Annotated in this window: 13 protein-coding genes; 7 read left to right on the top strand and 6 right to left on the bottom strand. The window is 52.2% G+C overall.

The genetic code is table 11. The features are described 5' to 3' along the window. Positions 1-36 precede the first annotated feature (36 nt). Positions 37-381: a hypothetical protein gene (locus CLC93_RS05025; RefSeq protein ID WP_095504853.1), complete on the bottom strand. Its 345-nt coding sequence runs from the start codon at positions 379-381 to the stop codon at positions 37-39. 110 nt (positions 382-491) lie between these two features. Beyond that, entirely contained in the window at positions 492-1,082 is a 591-nt protein-coding gene (locus tag CLC93_RS05020; RefSeq protein ID WP_095504852.1) for a carboxymuconolactone decarboxylase family protein, read from the bottom strand. A 138-nt stretch (positions 1,083-1,220) separates the two neighbouring features. Between CLC93_RS05020 and CLC93_RS05015 the strand changes: the two genes are divergently transcribed. After that, positions 1,221-3,038 carry a protein kinase domain-containing protein gene (locus tag CLC93_RS05015; protein WP_095504851.1) on the top strand — a complete coding sequence of 606 codons (1,818 nt, stop codon included), beginning with the start codon at positions 1,221-1,223 and terminating at the stop codon, positions 3,036-3,038. Here CLC93_RS05015 and CLC93_RS05010 read toward each other — a convergent pair. Continuing rightward, positions 3,026-6,739, bottom strand: coding sequence for a response regulator (locus CLC93_RS05010; RefSeq protein ID WP_095504850.1), 3,714 nt, complete (start codon positions 6,737-6,739; stop codon positions 3,026-3,028). The genes CLC93_RS05015 and CLC93_RS05010 overlap by 13 nt on opposite strands. A 341-nt stretch (positions 6,740-7,080) precedes the next feature. Between CLC93_RS05010 and hypF the strand changes: the two genes are divergently transcribed. The 6 genes from hypF (at position 7,081) to hypA (ending at position 13,172) form a co-directional block, all read left to right on the top strand. Next, positions 7,081-9,396 carry a carbamoyltransferase HypF gene (hypF, locus tag CLC93_RS05005; protein WP_095504849.1) on the top strand — a complete coding sequence of 772 codons (2,316 nt, stop codon included), beginning with the start codon at positions 7,081-7,083 and terminating at the stop codon, positions 9,394-9,396. Positions 9,397-9,489: 93 nt separating this feature from the next. Then, positions 9,490-10,224 (top strand): hydrogenase nickel incorporation protein HypB, encoded by a 735-nt coding sequence (hypB, locus tag CLC93_RS05000; RefSeq protein WP_095504848.1) that lies wholly within the window; start codon positions 9,490-9,492, stop codon positions 10,222-10,224. A gap of 4 nt (positions 10,225-10,228) precedes the next feature. After that, positions 10,229-10,471, top strand: coding sequence for a HypC/HybG/HupF family hydrogenase formation chaperone (locus tag CLC93_RS04995; protein WP_095504847.1), 243 nt, complete (start codon positions 10,229-10,231; stop codon positions 10,469-10,471). Further along, positions 10,464-11,618: a hydrogenase formation protein HypD gene (gene hypD, locus CLC93_RS04990; RefSeq protein WP_245837087.1), complete on the top strand. Its 1,155-nt coding sequence runs from the start codon at positions 10,464-10,466 to the stop codon at positions 11,616-11,618. Before CLC93_RS04995 ends, hypD begins: the two co-directional genes overlap by 8 nt. Continuing rightward, positions 11,615-12,610 carry a hydrogenase expression/formation protein HypE gene (gene hypE / locus CLC93_RS04985; RefSeq protein WP_095504846.1) on the top strand — a complete coding sequence of 332 codons (996 nt, stop codon included), beginning with the start codon at positions 11,615-11,617 and terminating at the stop codon, positions 12,608-12,610. Before hypD ends, hypE begins: the two co-directional genes overlap by 4 nt. 190 nt (positions 12,611-12,800) lie before the next feature. Continuing rightward, entirely contained in the window at positions 12,801-13,172 is a 372-nt protein-coding gene (gene hypA, locus CLC93_RS04980) for a hydrogenase maturation nickel metallochaperone HypA (protein WP_095504845.1), read from the top strand. Positions 13,173-13,231: 59 nt separating this feature from the next. Here the strand turns inward: hypA and fdhD are convergent, their stop codons facing one another. The 3 genes from fdhD to fdhF form a co-directional block, all read right to left on the bottom strand. Further along, entirely contained in the window at positions 13,232-14,122 is an 891-nt protein-coding gene (fdhD, locus tag CLC93_RS04975) for a formate dehydrogenase accessory sulfurtransferase FdhD (RefSeq protein WP_095504844.1), read from the bottom strand. A gap of 81 nt (positions 14,123-14,203) precedes the next feature. Continuing rightward, a complete protein-coding gene (locus CLC93_RS04970; protein WP_095504843.1) occupies positions 14,204-16,339 on the bottom strand; it encodes a sigma 54-interacting transcriptional regulator in 2,136 nt (711 codons plus the stop codon). A gap of 265 nt (positions 16,340-16,604) precedes the next feature. Then, on the bottom strand, positions 16,605-18,764 hold the full coding sequence (fdhF, locus tag CLC93_RS04965) for a formate dehydrogenase subunit alpha (RefSeq protein WP_095504842.1): 2,160 nt from the start codon (positions 18,762-18,764) through the stop codon (positions 16,605-16,607). Positions 18,765-18,784 lie beyond the last annotated feature (20 nt).

Below are 18,784 nucleotides of genomic sequence, written 5' to 3'. Positions count from 1 at the left end.
CAAGCTCGGCTCACAAGAGGCAATGCGCCCTAGAAATCAGGCTAGGGCGGTGAGGGTTTTATTGGCTTTGGTTAACCAGCGACAATTATCGCATTGGCAGCTTTCGCGGTATTGATGGTCTAGATCCAGACTGGCGTCGATGAAATCCGCCGCTTTGAGAATTTGCTGCTGAAGGTCTTCAAGCGTCTTACTGTCTAAGTCAACGCATTGGTCATTGTGATTCACCCAACGACACTCGCTGCCCTGATGGCAAGTTTGGCAGCGCAAATCACTAAGATCGAAAAAGCCATTGTGGGGGCATTCACCCAGCTCCATCATCGCCAGCATTTTGCGGCGTGGGAAGTCTAAAAGGGCGATAAGTTCTGACTTGGGTACCGTCATGCTTGGCCTCCTTTGTTAGAGAAATAGTTAAAGCAATCCGATGTATTTCTTACTCTATATCGCCCCCAACAAAATTGGCGTGATCTGGGTCAAGAAGCCTAAATCAAGTGTTAGCCACCGTGCTTTCCGGCATTCCAGTTGGGATCCAATACCGCTTGCGCCATAGCCAGTGGGGCCTCTTCGAGATCCGTCGCCATTGAATCGTTCCAACGGTTTAAGAAGCCGTAAAGGCATACAGCACCTAAAATCTCGACGATTTGGTTTTCGCTCCAGTGTTGTTTCATACGCACCATCAAAGCTTCGTCGACCGCATTGGGCACACTAGCCGCCGCTAAAGCGTAATCTAACGCCACTCGCTCGGCCTCCGAGTAGAGCTCACTGGTTTGATAGCTCCACAACTCGGCCAATTTAGCATCATCAATGCCGTGAATTTGGGCGGCGACCAAACTGTGCGCCTCGCAGTAACGACAACCCACAGCGTTAGAGGCGAAGTGCGCTAACAAGCGTTTAAAGCCGAAGTCCACCTCACTGTCTTTGGACATCACCGCTTGAGTTAGCACCCCAAAACCCTTCACTATCGCCGGCTTGCGCTGCATAGTCAGCAAACTGTTGGGAATGAAGCCTAGAATATCGATAAAGATGGCAAAATCTTTCTCAAGCTCTGGGTGAAGGTCTGCTGCGAGCGGGGATAAGTGCGCCATGTGAACTCCTGTTTTTTGCGCCGTTAGAATTCACTAACTTGCCAGCTTGAGCAAATTTTGCAAGCTGTGCCAAAGTGCTTGAGTCTGGTTCGTTGCTGAGGCTTAATTGGAGCCATACCAGTGGCTTAGGAATATCACGTGGCCAAAGCACAGCTGCAGCATTTTTACATCTCTGAAGAGCAGTCTATATACCTGCTCAAAGCCGACGATGCGCGAAAACTCAAAGCGTGGACTCGGTTGTGCCGCCAGCAGTTGCACAAGCTGGGTTATCAGGATATTGAATTTATCGGCAAGGGCGCTTACGGCTTTGTGTTTTGTGGGCAGATAAAAGGCCAGCCAGAGCACGTGTTTAAGTTCTCCCGTATGACCTTGCCACCCGCGGTGCAACAACGCTTAGAAGAAGAGGCCTACATGCTAGGTCAACTGTCGCACCCCAATATTCCGGGAGCCATCGACTACGCCAAGGTCGGCCGCCAGAACATACTCGTTATGGAGCGCGGTCCGGGCATAGAACTCGACCAGTACTATTTGCGTTACGGCGCCCTATCCACCGAGCACATTCTCAACATCGCCCGCCAGTTGGCCGACGTGCTCCTGTATTTGCGCCACGACTGCGAACGCCCAATCGTTCATGGCGATATTAAACCTTCGAATTTGGTGTACCAAGCCGAGACTGGCAAGTTGTCCTTGATTGATTGGGGTTCTGCGGTATACGCCCAACAGGACACCCTGGGCCGAGCGATTTTTAGCAACGCGCTGATGGCCGACGATCAGTCGCAAACCAATGCTCGCATGGGGGATGTGTACTTTATCGGTGATGAGCAGCTTAACGGCGCATTGAGTTCACCGCGATTTGACGAACAAGGCGCCGCGGCAACCTTGTACGCACTGGCCTCGGGACAGGCCAGCCGCTTTGGTGCCAGCGTAGTCAGTCCCTTATCATTAGGCTTACCGGTTGAATTTGCCCGCATCCTCGCGGGAATGCTTAGTCCTGATACCAACGAGCGTCACCGTGCTGCCGATTACTTCTTTAACGCCATGGCTCGAAGTCACCTGTGGCACGTACCCGCACTACCGCAACTTGAGGTCCAATCTAAATTACCGGTATGGATACACCACAGCGCCCGCGAAGTGGAGTCGGTCAGCTATTCTTCGCGTAAGTCCTTTTTGCGAGAGAATCAGGCCGCCGAGCCCATCGCCGACATTAACGACTTTCAGCTCGACAAGTACTATCGCAACTTTTTGGCGGGTATGGGCGATAAGGAAAAAGGCTTCATCGCCGCGGTCAGTCGCCTTAGCCACTATCCCATGCTCGGCGGTTTGGTGTTGCGCTGGAAAAACCAACAACTGCTCATCGATTCCAGCCTTAGCCTTTACGACCCACAGTTAAAGCACGCCTTTAGCGAAGCGGTGAACAATATGGTCGATTTGGCTCGAGGTATCGACCGAGAGGGGGTATTTAAGGCGTGTTTCTTTAACGCTCGCGATACTCAGCACATCGAGCGCGAGTCCGCAAAGCAAGCGTTTATCGCGCCAGACGATTGCCAAATTCCTTTTGATGTCAGTGATGTGCCACTACTAGAAGACGAGAGCCGTCTGCACAGCTACTTTGAAGATGGCCCGGATCCGGACGAGAACCTTGCGTTACCGCCGGAAATCATGAGCGAACTCGGTCGAATCAATCAGATCCACCACACCGGCTGCATCATTTTCGAAGCCCTGCCAACCCACTTAAAAATTCACAGCTATTTGCGCTTGCTAAACCCACGCAAGCAAGCGGCGTTTCGCCAGTCGCTGGATAGAATTCTCAGTCATGTGGATAAAATCAAGGGCATTGGGGTTTCTGGCTTTATGAAACTGCCATACAAAAACACTCGAGAATTTGCCTTTCAACCGCAAACTCCCGAGCGCTTTTATCCCAAAAATCCAAAAGCCTATTTGGCTCAGCTGGACTGATCCACCGCGCCGCCCGCTAGCACATGGTCGAGGGTATCGAATAACTGCTGCAGCACGATAGGCTTGGTGATGTGGTCGTTCATGCCCGCCGCCAAACTCTTATCGCGATCACCACTCATGGCGTGCGCCGTCATCGCAATGATTGGCAATTGCTGCGCATCGTAGTGCTTACGTAGCTCTTTGGTTGCGGTCAAACCATCCATCACCGGCATTTGAATGTCCATCAGCACGGCGTCGTAATGGTTATCCGCCACCATTTGCAGCGCAATCTGGCCATTGTCCGCCACATCCACTTGGTAACCTGAACTACGCAAAAGCTCACAGGCCACTTGCTGGTTGATGATGTTGTCTTCCACCAGCAACAGATTAGCTTTGCAGTCCTTGTTCGACTCTTTTGGCTCTTCCACCACTTGCGCTTCAACAGGCTCAGGCTCAGAGAAAAGATCGACAATGGTATCGAGTAAATTCGACGGCTTAATCGGTTTTTGCAGTAAGCTGGCCACTCCGTGCTGATGCACTTCCTGTTGCAGCGGATCAGCGGTAAAGGCGGTCATCATTAAGACTTTTGGACGCTGCTTGATTTGTTCCGACTCAATTAATTTGTCCAGCTCGGCCAGCACGTTAAGGCCGTCCATTTCCGGCATCATCCAATCCAGCAGCATCAAGTCGTAGTCTTGTTTGGCCAAGCGATACAAGGCTTGCGCGCCGGAGCTGGCGACACTCACTTCACAACGGAAGTCTTTGAGCATGGTGGCGTAAATCTCGCTGGCACTGGGATTATCGTCCACCACCAATACAGACAAACCATTGAGGTAAGTCGGCAACACAGGTCGCGCTTCCACCACCTGCTCAGAACGGGCAAATGGAATTTCAAAGTAGAAGGTTGAGCCTTCACCCGGCTCACTTTCCACCGCGATGTTGCCACCCATCAGCTCCACTAGGTGCTTGCAAATTGACAGTCCTAACCCCGTACCACCAAACTGGCGCGTGGTTGAACCATCGGCTTGGCTAAAGGCGTCAAACAGACGCTGTTGCTGGTGTTTGTGAATGCCGACACCAGTGTCGCGAACCCAGAATTTAAGCGAAACTTGGCCTTGTTGCTGGGACACCATCTCGCAACCGAGCTCGATTTCACCTTGCGAAGTAAACTTAACCGCATTGGAGAGCAAGTTAATCAGAATCTGGCCCAAGCGCAGCGGGTCACCCATCAGGTGAAGCTCGGCGCTATTTGGCGCGTGCAATAGCAGCTCAATGCCTTTCTCTTGCGCTCGTAGCGCATTGAGATTAATGGCGTGATCCAAGACTTGATCAAGGGCGAAAGACACTCGCTCGAGCTCCAGCTTACCGGCTTCGATTTTGGAGAAGTCCAAAATGTCGTTGATGATCCGCAGCAGAGACTGAGCTGAGAATCCTGCTTTCTCAAGGTAATCGCTTTGTTGCGGGGTTAATTCGGTGCGCTGAGCCAGTTGCAGCATGCCGATAATGGCGTTCATTGGCGTGCGAATTTCGTGACTCATATTAGCCAGGAATTCACTCTTGTAGAGGTTGGCAGATTCCGCCTCTTGCTTGGCTTCTAGCAAGGCCTCTTCGTTGTTCTTTTGACGGGTAATGTCTTTGTGAGTGCCCACCATGCGCAGCGGTGAACCGTCCTCGGCAAACTCTACCACTCGACCACGCCCCAACAGCCACAGGTACTCGCCAGATTTGGCGCGCACTCGGTACTCCACTTCAAAGGCTTCGGTGGGTCGAGTCAAAAACTCTTCCACATAAGCCTCGCGAGCTGGCAGGTCGTCCGGGTGAATCATACTTTCCAGCGCGCTGATCAGCGGTGGGAATTCGCCGGGCTGGTAGCCAAGCATGGTGTAGTAAGACTCGTTGCAGATGATCTGTTCCGAGTCCATGTACCAATCCCACAGACCGTCTTCTACCGCGCCCATGGCCAATTGATAGCGCTCTTCGGATTGGCGCAATTGCTCCGCGGCATCGTGCTCACGAGTCACGTCGCGCCAAATAGAAATCAGGCCGAGCAACTCGCCACGGCGATTAGTAAATGGCATTTTCAGGCAATCAAACAACATAGGTTTGCCGGCGATTTCCATTTGCTTGAGCTGACGCAACGACGATTTCAGGGTCAAGACTTGACGCTCTTCCTCACGCACTTCGCTGGAGTTGTCCAGCGACTCAAATTCGTCAGCGCGACAGCCGACAATCTCGTTCTCGGTAAGCCCCATCATGCGCTCGGCAGACTTGTTACAGCCCAGGTAGCGCCCTTCTCGGTCCTTAAAGGCAATCGCCTCTGGCAGCGAGTCAATTAGGCTGCGCAGTAGTGCAAAGTCGCGCTCGCGACGCTCGGTCGTTTCTTTAAGGCTAGCGGTGCGCTCGGCCACCAGCGCATCCAAGCGCTTGTTTTGCTCGGCCAGGTGCAAGTTGTATTGTTGGTGTTCTTCAAAGATTCGACTGACTAGGGCAAACCATGGACGCCAGCCAGGGTCCACCATGGTCGGTGGCGCTTGCGGAGCCACCGCACAGTCTTCTAAGTGGGTCAGCAGCTTGGAAGCCGGCGATACAAACGTGCGGCGAGTCAACCAGTGAACCACGGTCACCAACACCGACAGCGCAATCACCACCATGAAAAAGCTCGACTCCAACTTGTCCCAAGCGTCCTTGTACAACTCGTCTACCGGCTGAATGTAGAGCAGCTTCCAAGGCGCATTCACTAGTGGCACCGCGTGAATGAAGTAGTTGTTGCGGATCATGCCACCTTTGGCATCCACCAACTCGGCTTCGGGAATAGAATGCAGCTCAGAGGGGATACGTTGACTGATGTGATAAACCCGATTGCTCTCGTCCTGACCAAAATCGCTGTGAGACAGAATATTGTTGGCTTGGTCCAACAAGATCACCGTACCTTGCATGCGAAAGTACTGGCGAATTTGCCACGCCAAACTGGCCAAGGTCATCTCAAGGTTGACCGAACCGATGAAATTCTCTTCGTGGTAAACCGGCAAACCTATGTTAGTCAGTAGCCCTTGAGCGCCGGCGGCGGTGTAGACTTCACTCCAAAACAGTTCGCGGTTGGGGTTTTGCGCCGGGGTGGCTTGCAGGAAATTGCGCTGGTTGAGTATCTGGGGGCGAAACGAAAAGTCGTCCTCGGTCACCGGATAGTTCACCATCATGTTTTGCTTGGAAATGTAGTAGATAGACGAGGCTTTAGGGGCGGTTTCCTTAGCTATCGGAAACGCCATCGCCAGCTCAAACATCATATCCATCTCAAGATAGAAGTCTTCGTCGCGATCACTAATTTCACCCACCCCTGTGATGCGACCTAGGTTGGCTCGAGCGCGCTGGATGTCGGGCGAGCCAGTGCGCGATTCAAACTGATTGCTGTCCGGGTAGTAGCTGATGAAATCCTGCATACGGCTGGTGCGGATCACCTGACCCGAGCGCAAGTGGTCTTCTGCCATTCGCTTAAGTCCTGTGATAGCACGCAGGCTGGACTCCAATAACATGTCCACCTGCAACACGTGCTGCTCAACCTGACTTTCGCGCTTTTCTATCAGTTGTTGCTTTTGGCCGTTAAACACCAAGTAAGCGCTAAACAGCGCTAGCACAATCACACCTATGTAGGTGTAAAACACCGCGCGGTTATAGCTTTTTTGAATGGGTAGCTTTAGCTGGGCTTCTTGACTGGGATTATTCATTACCTGAGCGTTTACCAAAAACCAATATCAAAGGCACAAAAACAAACTATGGGCACTATAGCCCACAGTCTTTTTAAGGATTAGGCTAGTTTACAACGCTTCTTCGGCAAATTCAGCCAATCTCGAACCTTGGGCACTAATTAGCCCAGCACAAGGGCCTACACCAGCTTCGCTTCGGCTCATAACTCCCCAAACTTCACAAAAACTGCCAACCACACAGACAGTTAGACCTTGATCTCAGTATTCGAACAGCACCCTACATATACTGACTAACTAGAGCTAAGAAAAACCGCCCTATCAAGGGCTAAAACGGTCAATGGAAAGCCGTCAAAGGAGCAGCATTGGGTAAACTGATCCGCCAAAAAATCACCCTAACCGGAACCGTGCAAGGTGTCGGTTTTCGTCCTTTTGTGTTCCGCTGTGCGGATAAATTAGGGCTAACCGGCAGCGTCCTCAACGACGCGTCTGGAGTGACCATTGAGGCGCAAGGCACACCTAGTGCATTGGATGCCCTGCAGCATGACTTAATGCACTCACTGCCGCCTTTGGCGATGGTTGACTCAAGAGCAACACACCCCCTAGCAATCAAGCCTGGTGAATCAGAATTTACCATAGTCAAAAGCCGCGATGAGTCGGCGCATCAAGTCGCCATCGCTTCAGATCAGGCCAGCTGCAAAGAGTGTCTTGCCGACGTATCCGACCCCAACAGCCGCTTCTTTCGCTATCCCTTTACCAATTGCACCAACTGCGGCCCGCGCTACACCATCATTCGCGATTTGCCTTACGACCGACCGAACACAGTCATGTCCAAATTCGAGATGTGTCCCGAGTGTTTGCGCGCCTATCAAGACCCTCTAAATCGCCGCTATCACGCGCAACCCATCAGTTGCCCAAACTGCGGCCCCAAACTGATTTGGCGCGATGGTGAGGGTAAAGCGCAAGAGTGCCAACAAGAGCAATGCATCGCTCGCGCTCGTCAGTTGCTGCTCGATGGCAAGGTGTTGGCGCTAAAAGGCTTAGGCGGATACCACTTGATGTGCGATGCCACCAACCCACAAGCGGTGGCTCGTCTGCGCCAACGCAAACATCGACCCGCCAAGCCACTGGCGGTCATGGTGTCCAATCGCGCCCAAGCCGAGAGCTTGGTCAGCGGAGACCCAGAAGAATGGCAAATGCTGACCAGCCAACTCAGACCGATTGTTATCATGAAGGCGCGAGACTCAAGCGTATTAGCCAAACAAGTCGCGCCGGATATCGATCGCGTCGGAGTGTTCTTACCCTACACTCCCTTACACCAACTCTTGCTAGACGCGGTTGACCGCCCGTTAGTGGCGACCAGCGCAAACCGCTCTGGAGAGCCTGTGATCCACAAGCTCTCACAGCTGATGAGCAAACTCGAGGGCATCTTTGATGGGGTGCTGGACCACAACCGCCCTATAGAAAACCCATGCGATGACTCTGTGGTGCAAGTGGTCAACGGACAACCCCAATGGTGGCGCGTAGCTCGAGGACTGGCACCGCTTTACCACGCCCTTGAACAGCCACTGGAGCGACCGATTTTAGCGGTCGGCGCTCACCAGAAAAATCGCTTGAGCGTCGCTTTTGGCAATCGTATCGTCCACAGCCCACACATTGGCGATTTAGACAACTTAGAAACCCTGGGCTACTTCGAGCGCACCTTGACGCAAGTCGAAAGCGCCTACCAAATCAAACCCCAAGCCTTGGTGCGCGATTGGCATCCGCAATACCTATCGAGCCAGTGGGCACAAGACTATTCGCAGACTCATGACGCATCCCTATACCAGGTGCAACACCATCACGCTCATGTATTAGCCGTGATGGCCGAGCACAAGTACTCGACATCTGTGCTGGGTTTTGCGTTTGATGGCACTGGCCTGGGCGAGTCCAATCAGCTTTGGGGTGGTGAGGTGCTAGTGGCTGACGTTGACTCGTTTGAGCGGCGCTATCACCTCAAGCCGGTACGCCTGATTGGTTCGGAAAAAGCCATACAACAACCCTATCGTGTGGCACTGGCCATGTTGTTCGAGTACTTGCCCTTGAACACTGTGCTAGCGCAAGGGTGGGCGCAGCACTTTGGGCAATCCGAAACCCAGGTGGCCCAGTTACACCAAGTGTGGCAAGCGGGCATCAACGCGCCGTACAGCAACTCTATGGGGCGTCTGTTTGACGCCATGGCCAGCTTCGCCGGTGTTTGCCAACAGAGCCAGTTTGATGGTCAAGCGGGAATGCGCTTGGAGGCCGCTGCCAGCGCCTGCTCCACCGAACAGGGTGAGCGCTTATCGCTGTCCATCAAAGAAGATGGTCTGCTTGATAGCAGCGACTTAATGGCTCGACTTATCGAACTGGGCCCCAATCAGATAGATGCGGCAAAGCTTGCTCGAGGATTTATTGAGAACTTAGCCAACACCATGGCCTCGATTGCCGCATTGCACCCCAAGCTACCGCTAGTATTCAGCGGCGGCGTGATGCAAAACCGTACGCTATTAGCAGCGCTGCATCGCGCACTTGGCGAGCACAGACAACGCTGGCTATGGCCAGAGAACACGCCCGTCAACGACAGTTGTATTGCTCAAGGGCAACTCTGGTATGCCATTCATCGCGAAACCACACACGGAGCTATAGCCAATGACAATTGATAGCTCGCGCTTTGTTTCACGGGCGTTTTGCCATTGCAAACGCACCTTACAGACTCTCGATTTTAAAATTCCAACGACAGTAGGAGAAGACCTATGTGTACCGATTGCGGCTGTTCATTAGAAGCCACCAAGCCTGGGCAGAAAGAAGACGCCAATGTTCACGCCAACCCGCAGCTCAACGACGAGCAAACGGTTAAGATGATCCATAAAATTCTGCACAAAAACGATCATCAAGCCGAACACAACCGCGAGCACTTTGAGCGCAATCAGGTTAAAGCCTACAACTTGATGAGCTCACCCGGCTCGGGCAAGACCACTCTGCTCGAGAGCCTCGGCCAGCACCTAGACCTGAAATTTGCGGTAGTCGAGGGCGATTTGGAAACCAATCGCGATGCCGATCGCTTAATTGCCGCCGGTGTAGAGGCGATTCAAATCCAAACCGGCTCCGCCTGTCACCTAGATGCCTTTATGGTGCACGACGGCTTGCATCACATCGACCTCGCGCCACTAGACATTTGCTTTGTGGAAAACGTGGGCAACCTCGTGTGTCCTGCCACCTACGATTTGGGGACGCATCGCAATCTGGTGTTGCTATCCGTCCCAGAAGGCGATGACAAGGTCGAAAAATACCCTGTGATGTTCCGCCAAGCCGACGCCGTGTTGGTGACCAAGACGGATCTGATGCCCTACTTTGACTTCAGCTTAGAGGAAGTCGAAAAGCACGTGCGCAAACTTAACCCTGACGCACCAATCTTTGCCATCTCAGTTAAACAACCCGATACCTTGCAACCGCTAATTGAGTGGTTACAGCAAGAGCAAAAGGCCTAATTCCATGTGTTTATCCATCCCCTCTAAAATTGTCGAGTTCAATCCAGAGACTTCGAAAGCCACTGTCGATACCATGGGAGTTCAGCGCGAAGTGAGTACCCACCTAATCGCGGAACCACTGCAAGTCGGTGACTATGTGTTGATTCACGTGGGCTTTGCGATGAGCAAGATTGATGAGGACTCGGCGCTTGAGAGCCTTGAGTTGTATCGAGAAATGATAGAGAAATCCGAGGCGCTGCATGACTGAGTCTAAGCCTATCGAAATGTCGCTGGACGCGCTTTACTCGGGGTTTCGCGACCCAAGCACCATAGCATCAATGATCGCCAAGATTAATCAAAAAGCCGAACAACTGACTCAGCCAATGCGAGTCATGGAAGTGTGCGGTGGCCACACTCACTCGATCATGAAGTACGGCTTGCCGCAAGCACTCTCGAACAAGATTCAGTTCGTGCACGGTCCCGGTTGTCCGGTGTGCGTGATGCCCAAAGAGCGTATCGATCACGCCATTGCTCTGGCTCAGCAAGAGAATGTCATTCTGGCCACCCTTGGAGACATGATTCGAGTGCCAGGCTCGCGCATGAGCCTGGCCCAAGCCCGCGCTCAAGGCGCTGAGGTACACGCTCTATACGACCCCATGCATGTCATCGAGCTCGCTCGCGATAATCCGCACAAGCGCGTGGTTTACTTTGCGATCGGTTTTGAGACGACCACTCCCATGACCGCTGTGGTCATCGAGCAAGCGATTGCGCTAAAACTCGACAACTTGCTGTTTCACGTTAATCACGTGCTAGTACCACCAGCGATGGATGCGGTAATGGCCGATGGCCAAGCCAATATCAACGCCTTTATCGGTCCCTCGCACGTGTCTGTGGTCACTGGTGCCAAAATCTATCGTCCGGCAGTCGAGCAATACAAAACGCCTTTGGTCGTGGCAGGATTTGAGCCAGTCGATGTTCTTGAGTCCCTGTTAATGTTGGTTGAGCAGCAGCTTGATGGCCGCGCTGAATTGGAAATCCAATATCGCCGCGCGGTAACCAATGAGGGCAACACCAGAGCACAAGAGTTGATCGACACCTACCTAGAGCCTCGCAGTGAATTTCGCTGGCGCGGCTTGGGCGACATCCCCCACTCGGCACTTAAGCTAAGAGCCGAATGGCAGCACCTAGACGCTGAAAACGTTTTCGCCGAGGTGTTACCGCAAACGCCGATTGACGATCACAAAGCCTGTTTGTGCGGAAAAATTCTCAAAGGCCTTGCCGGACCAAAAGACTGCAAGGTCTTTGGTCGTGGCTGCGATCCACAACGCCCGATGGGCTCGTGTATGGTGAGCTCAGAGGGCGCATGCAACGCCTACTACCGTTATGGACGCATTTCAGAGGAAATCGCACAATGAAACCCAAACACATTCAACTCAGTCATGGCGGTGGCGGTGACGAAACCAATCAGCTGATCCGCGACCTCTTTTTTCGCCACTTTAACAACGACATTTTGGCGCAAGAAGAAGATGCCGCGCGTTTGTCCTTCAATGGCGATGTCGCCTTTACCACCGACAGTTTCACCGTTACTCCAATGTTCTTTAACGGCGGCGATCTAGGCAAGATAGCGATTGCCGGCACCACCAATGACCTGGCCATGGCCGGCGCCAAACCCGAGTACCTCAGTTGCGGCTTTATCATTGAAGAAGGTTTGCCAATCGAGACTCTGGAAAAAGTGGTGGCTTCGATGGCCGCGGAACTGCAAACCAATCAGGCCAAAATCGTCTGCGGTGACACTAAGGTTGTCCCCAAGGGCGCCGCCGACGGTTTGTTTATCAACACCACAGGGGTTGGCCATTGCCACAGCAAACCCAGCTGGAAAGAACTGGAAGCAGGCGATGTGCTGCTTATTTCTCGCGACTACGGACGCCACGGCGCCTGTCTGTTGGCTGAGCGCGAAGGGTTTGACCTCTCTGGTGCGCCGGATAGTGATTGCGCCAGTCTTTGGCCCACGGTCGAGAAACTGCTAGCGGCAGGCATTCAACCCGTGGCGATGCGCGATGCCACCCGTGGCGGAGTGGCCGCTGTGCTCAATGAGTGGGCCCACGCCAGACAACTAGGTATTTCGGTAGACGAGAGCCAACTGCCAGTGGCACCCGAGACTCAGGGTGTGTGCGAGCTATTTGGTTTTGAGCCGCTTGAATTGGCCAACGAAGGCACTTTTGTATTGGCGGTAAAACCGGCCCAGGCCGAGCAAGCCTTGGCCTTACTGCAATCGATTCAGCCAAGCGCTGCCCGTGTAGGCGAGCTGGTTGAAGCCCATGCGGGCAAAGTGGTGCTGACCACGCCGTGGAACTCTAAACGGTACATGGAGATGCCCAAAGGCGAGTTATTACCTCGAATCTGCTAGCCCCTTGATTGTTGCTGCGCCGGTGTTGGGCGCAGCGACACTTTCAAAGACAAAAGGCGCTTAACACTTCCCGGTTGCGCGCCGCTCTCCGACCTTTCGCAAGCGTAAAACGCGAGCGCTATCACCCTATACTTGCGCAAATTAAGCGACAATTGAGCGTCTTCAATAATACCTTCAGGAAATCAACCGCATGCATGAGTATTCGATTGTTTTGGCTTTGCTCGACCAATGCCATCAGCAAGCTCAGCAACACCAGGCCGACTCAGTCAAACGCGTCAGTATCAAAGTCGGAGTACTCAGTGGCGTCGAGCCGGACCTACTAGCGACCGCATTTGATACTTTTAAGCTCGAGGGTATTTGTCGCGAAGCCGAATTAGAGATGCACATTCAGCCGCTAGTGCTCAAATGCAACGACTGCCAAAAGACCCAAACCATTGAAGAGTACAGCGTGCTTTGTCCTGACTGTGGAGGACGCAATACTCAGGTGGTGGACGGCGAAGATATGTACTTGATGCAGCTCGAGCTAGGACCAAGAGTGAGTGAAGCTAGCTTAACCGGCTAGCTTCGACTTTGTACTCCCTGTTTGCTCTAGCCTTATCTAGCACTAGAGCTTAAGCACGCCTAAGCTCTAGTGAGGCGGGAGATTTGACTGTAGACATTGGCTCGCCCCGAGCGACAAAACCCCACTAATGTCAGGTTGTTTTGTCTAGCCAGCGACACCGCCATCTCGGTCGGTGCTGATACCGCCAACAAAATTTCAATACCCGCCATCAGGGTTTTCTGCACCATTTCATAACTGGCTCGACTGGTCACAAGAATCGCGCCTCCGCGAAATTCCTTCGCACAAATATGGCCAATCAACTTGTCCAATGCCACGTGACGCCCAACGTCTTCAAACACACACTGGATTTCCCCGGAGCTCGAGAGGTAAGCCGCGGCGTGCGTCGCGCCAGTCATTTGATTAAGCGCCTGATTGTGCTTGAGTGTGGCAACCGCCGCATCAATTTTGTCCATATCCAAACTCTGCGTCGTTGGCAGCGCTTTAAACGGCTTGGAGAATCGCTCCAGACTCTCGGTGCCACAAATCCCGCAGCCGGTGCGTCCGAGCATATTGCGTTTGAGCGATTTTAATTTTTGCAAACAGCGATTGGCGATCTCAATGTGCAGTTCCACCCCGTGACAACTGGGTACAACTTCGATGTCGTGAATGTCTCTGTGATGCTCGATAATGCCTTCGGTCAAGGAGAAGCCAATTGCCAGCTCTTCAAGATCGTCATTAGTGCACATCAACACCACGTGCGACACTCCGTTGTATACCAGTGCCACCGGCGTCTCGACCACCAACAAGTCCTGCGAAGACTCCATTTTGCAATCTCGATAGCGATACACATTGCTGCTCAGGGCCAGCTTGGCTCGATCGGTGGCGTTGGCCTGATTGGCAGGTTCTCCATCGCTGCCTCGAGAGTGAACCTGAACGTCTTGCTGTTGTTCGCACACGCGCTCCACTAACATATTGATACCCCTAAATTTAAAATACTAAATTCTGTTGCACGCTCGGGGTCGCAAGAGTTAGAGAGCCTCGCCGATTAGCGACTAGCTGCTATAACTTTTTGAGGAAATCCCAAGTCGTTGCATGCGCGACAGCAAAGTAGTGCGCTTGAGCCCAAGTTTGGTAGCGGCGCCTCTTGGCCCAGCCACTATGCCGTTGGTCTCCTTAAGCACTGCGATGATTCGCTCTCGCTCTATATCTTGTTCGTCTTCAACGCTCTCTGGCGTTGCACTCTGACTCTCAGCTTGTTCCAGTTGGCGCGTCTCAGTGCTGGATAGCAGCGCTTTAAGCTCAGCGGCAGGAATGTTTAACACCTTGCCTTGAGTAGTCACCACGGCGCGCTCAATAACGTTTCTCAGCTCGCGAATGTTGCCAGACCAGGGCAATAGCGATAGCAACCTTAAGGTCTCGGACGGGATCGAGCTGATGTTCTTACCCATCTTCTTAGAAATCTTGCAGACGAAGTGCTTTGCCAGCAGCGGTATGTCTTCGCGACGCTCTCTAAGTGGCGGTAATTCAATCGGGAACACGTTCAATCGATAGTACAAATCCGAGCGAAACTCTTTGGTTCGCACCATGCTCAATAGGTCGCGGTTGGTCGCGGCGATTAAACGGGTGTCGACATTGATTAGCTTGTGACAGCCCACTCTTTCAAACTCGCTTTCTTGGAGCACTCGTAACAGCTTTGGCTGTAGGTCGATGGGCATATCACCCACCTCATCGAGAAAGAAGGTGCCCTTGTCAGCCAGTTCAAAGCGGCCTATGCGTTTGCTTAAGGCACCGGTGAAAGCGCCTTTTTCATGGCCAAACAGATCGCTCTCAAACAAACCGGTCGGTACCGAGGCGCAATTCATCTTGACCATTGCCTTGTCGTTGCGATTACTCAGCTGGTGAATGGCGCGAGCGATTAACTCTTTGCCAGTACCCGTCTCACCGAGAATCAACACGGTGCAGTCGCACTGCGCCACCATTTTCACCTTGGCCAGTACTTCCGCCATGGCTTGGCTGCGATAGACAATCTCGCCGATATCCTCATCCAGGGTTTCTTTAGGACACTCAACGGGTTCGTTTAGACGCGCGGTTTGGGCAATTTCAGAAGATAGGTGAAAGCTGTTGAGGCCCATCGCTGTGCGCGCCGCCACCTGCTCTAGCAGTTCGATATCGGCTCTTTCGAAATAGTGTTTATCGCTGTGACAAAACTTGATCGCTCCCCAAACGTGATCGCGAAAAATCAGCGGAAGCACACAAGCAGACTCCAATTTGCTGGCGATGATCTGCTCGCAAAACGGGTATTTGGTTTTGTATTTATCCAGGTGCTCTTTGCGAATCAGTAACGGCTTTCTAGAGTCGAATACAATCTCGAACGGCGATTCATGGAATTTAATGGTTCGAGTGGTTACTGATGGTTGATTGTCGCAGTGTTTGTCGTCTACCAACTGTAAATGGCTACTTGCCATGACATCAAAACAGAGCAGTTCTTCAGCCTGCTTACCCACGGACATCAAACTCAAATGTTTGATGTCGAAATGTTTTTGCATGAAGTGGTGCAGGCTCGCAGCCAGGCTGTCCAAGCTGTCTTGGGACAGCACCGCATTGGTGATATCCACCAGCACTTCGTTGTTCTTGCTCTCTTTGCGCAACCTGCGCTCTTTGCGCTTTGAGCTCTCCTTATCCATCACATTGCCAATACCAATGGCGACAATATTGGAAAGTTGTCTGAGCTTGTTGATGACCAATTGATCGAATTCATCAACTTGCGCGCTCAAATACTCAACCCAGCCAACAAGCTTTGAGTCGTTGAACAGGGGCACGCGGCAATAGCTAGAGAAGTTTAAGTATTTGCACTCTAGTGCGTCACAGGGGAAGTCTCTGCGAAAGGCTTCGTAAGGCAGAGTTACCACGCTGGTGCGGTCAGAAAACCGCTCTAACTCAAAGCGGTTAGCGAAGCGAACTTCACCATTGATAAAGCTGTATTCGGCAAAACACTCGTGATTGAGCTCATTTCGAGCAATGAGCACCAAATGGATTTGATTGACATTGCAAAACTGAAAGCGGTGCCCGTTAACGATCCGCAGCACTTCTTCCACGCTGGCCGCTTGTAGCACCTCTTGCGCAAGGTCAATAAATACCGGTTCCCATTTAGCGGATACTTCCTCCACCAAAGGTGTCATTTTTAACATTAGCTATGCTCTCACTCAGTTTTGTCGTCTTTACAACGTATTGTTTTTAGTACCGAACACTATGAACATTACCAAAAGCCAAAGTTAAATAATTGAGTTGTAGATAAGCTTGTCTACCGCTTTGCAAACCCAGCGACACGCGTTTTGCTTTTTATTATCTATGGCTAAAATCCGCGTTTGCTTGCCGTAAATTTTCAAACAAATGCGAGCTAGTAGTTGCCAGCGAAGCACTCGCCTCGCTGGCGACTAGCCGGGTTAACAGTTACTAAATAACCGCAGCCTCCTCTGTTTTTGCCGCTTTTTTAAGCTTGGCTTTAAGCGCGCTGTACTCAGACTTGACGTAGTTCTCCGCCCACACCTGATCGTCAATTCCCTCAATTTTCACGGCACAGTACTTGTACTCTGGTGTGAAGGAAATTGGGTCTAGATGCTCGATGGTCAACTCGTTACAAGCGCCAATCCACCATTGGTAGGTCATGTAGACAGTACCCATATTGACGCGCTCGTTGACCGCGACTCGAGTAATGACCTTACCGCGACGAGACGAGATCCAAACCAAGTCTTGGTCCGTTAGCGCTAAGGCGCGTGCGTCATCTGGGTGAACTTGTACATATCCAGGCTCATCCGCCAGAGTTTGCAACGCCGAGCAGTTACCCGTCATAGAGCGACAGGAGTAGTGACCGACTTCGCGTACCGTTGAGAGAACCAGCGGATAGTCGTTGTCCGGCTGCTCAATCGGCGCACGCCATTCGGCGGCAAACAGCTGAGCGCGTCCATTTGGCGTAGTGAACTTGGCGTTTTCAAACAAGAACGAGGTACCAGGGTGGTCTTCGGTTGGGCATGGCCATTGAATCGAGGCCAAGCCTTCCATTTTCTCGTAAGTCGCACCGGCAAATAGCGGCGCTAGGCTGCGCACTTCGTCCCAAATCTCTTTGGTGTTGTTGTAAGCCATGGGATAACCCATTTCTTCAGCCAACATGCAGAAGATTTCCCAATCGCGCTTAACGCCTTTAGGCGGCTCAATCGCCTTCGAGCTGCGTTGGAAACCTCGGTCTGCGCAAGAATAGACACACTCATGCTCACCCCAACTGGTGGCGGGGAAGATGACATCGGCCATTTCAGCGGTCTGAGTCATAAAGATGTCTTGTACAATCACCAACTCCATACCGCGAATGGTCTCGCGCAAGTGCGCCAAGTCCGCTTCGGTTTGAGCTGGATCTTCACCAAAGATGTAGTAGGCACGGCAGCTGCCGTCTTTCACTCTGTGACCTAGGGTCGTTAGGGTATAGCCTGGGTTAGGCGACAAAGGCACGCCCCAAGCTTTCTCAAACTTGGCTCGAACTTGGTCGTCATTGACGTTTTGATAGCCAGGATAGACGTTTGGCAGCATACCCATATCACAGGTACCCTGAACGTTGTTTTGACCACGCACCGGACCACAGCCAACACCGCGGCGACCGAAGTTGCCAGTAATCGCCGCAATTGAGGCAATGCCTCGAACCACGTCAACCGCTTGGCCAAACTGAGTCACGCCCATGCCCCAAAGAATCATGGATTCAGAGCTTTCTGCGTAGGTGCGAATGGCTTGGCGAATTTCTTCTGCTTTCAAACCCGTGATGGATTCCACATACTCAGGAGTATATTTCTTCACGGTTTGTTTGAATTCTTCGAAGTTATCCGTGTGCTCAGCAACGAATTCAGGTTTGTACAAACCCTCTTCGATTAAGACATTGGCGAAAGCGTTGATCAAAGCCATGTTAGAGCCGTTTTTCAATGGCAACCATTGATCGGCAATACGCGCGGTTTCCACTTTGCGAGGATCACAAACAATGATTTTCGCGCCGTTGGCTTTGGCTTTAAGGATGTGCTTGGCAACGATTGGATGCGAATCCGCAGCGTTGTAACCAAAAATTAGTAAGCACTTAGTATCTTGTATCTCGGTGATGGCATTGCTCATTGCACCGTTTCCAACTGTTGTTACCAGACCGGCAACTGAAGGGGCGTGTCACACCCTAGCACAGTGGTCGACGTTGTTCGTACCGATAACGGCACGCGCAAATTTTTGCATCACAAAGTTGGCTTCGTTACCTGGTCCACGGGCAGAGCCTGTGGTCATGATTGAATCAGGTCCGTAGCGCTTTTTAATGTCAGTCAGCTTATCCGCTGCAAACTTAATCGCCTCTTTCCACGATACCGGCTCTAGCTCAGCGTCTTTGCTGCGGCGGATCATCGGGCTTTTTAGGCGCGGGGTTAAAAGGTTAGTGTCTTTTAGGAAGTCCCAGCCGTAGTAACCTTTCAGGCATAGTTCGCCTTGGTTGGTTCGGCCATTAGCAGGCTCAGCGCCCACTAACTTACCGTTCTCGGTAATGAGATTTAGCTTACAACCAGTGCCACAATAGGGGCACACCGTAAGGGTTTTCTTCATTCCAATCTCCTGGATATTAT

The sequence above is a fragment of the Paraferrimonas sedimenticola genome (genome assembly GCF_002282855.1).
Lineage (GTDB): Bacteria > Pseudomonadota > Gammaproteobacteria > Enterobacterales > Shewanellaceae > Paraferrimonas > Paraferrimonas sedimenticola.
This window is presented reverse-complemented; position numbering and strand designations above follow the sequence as displayed.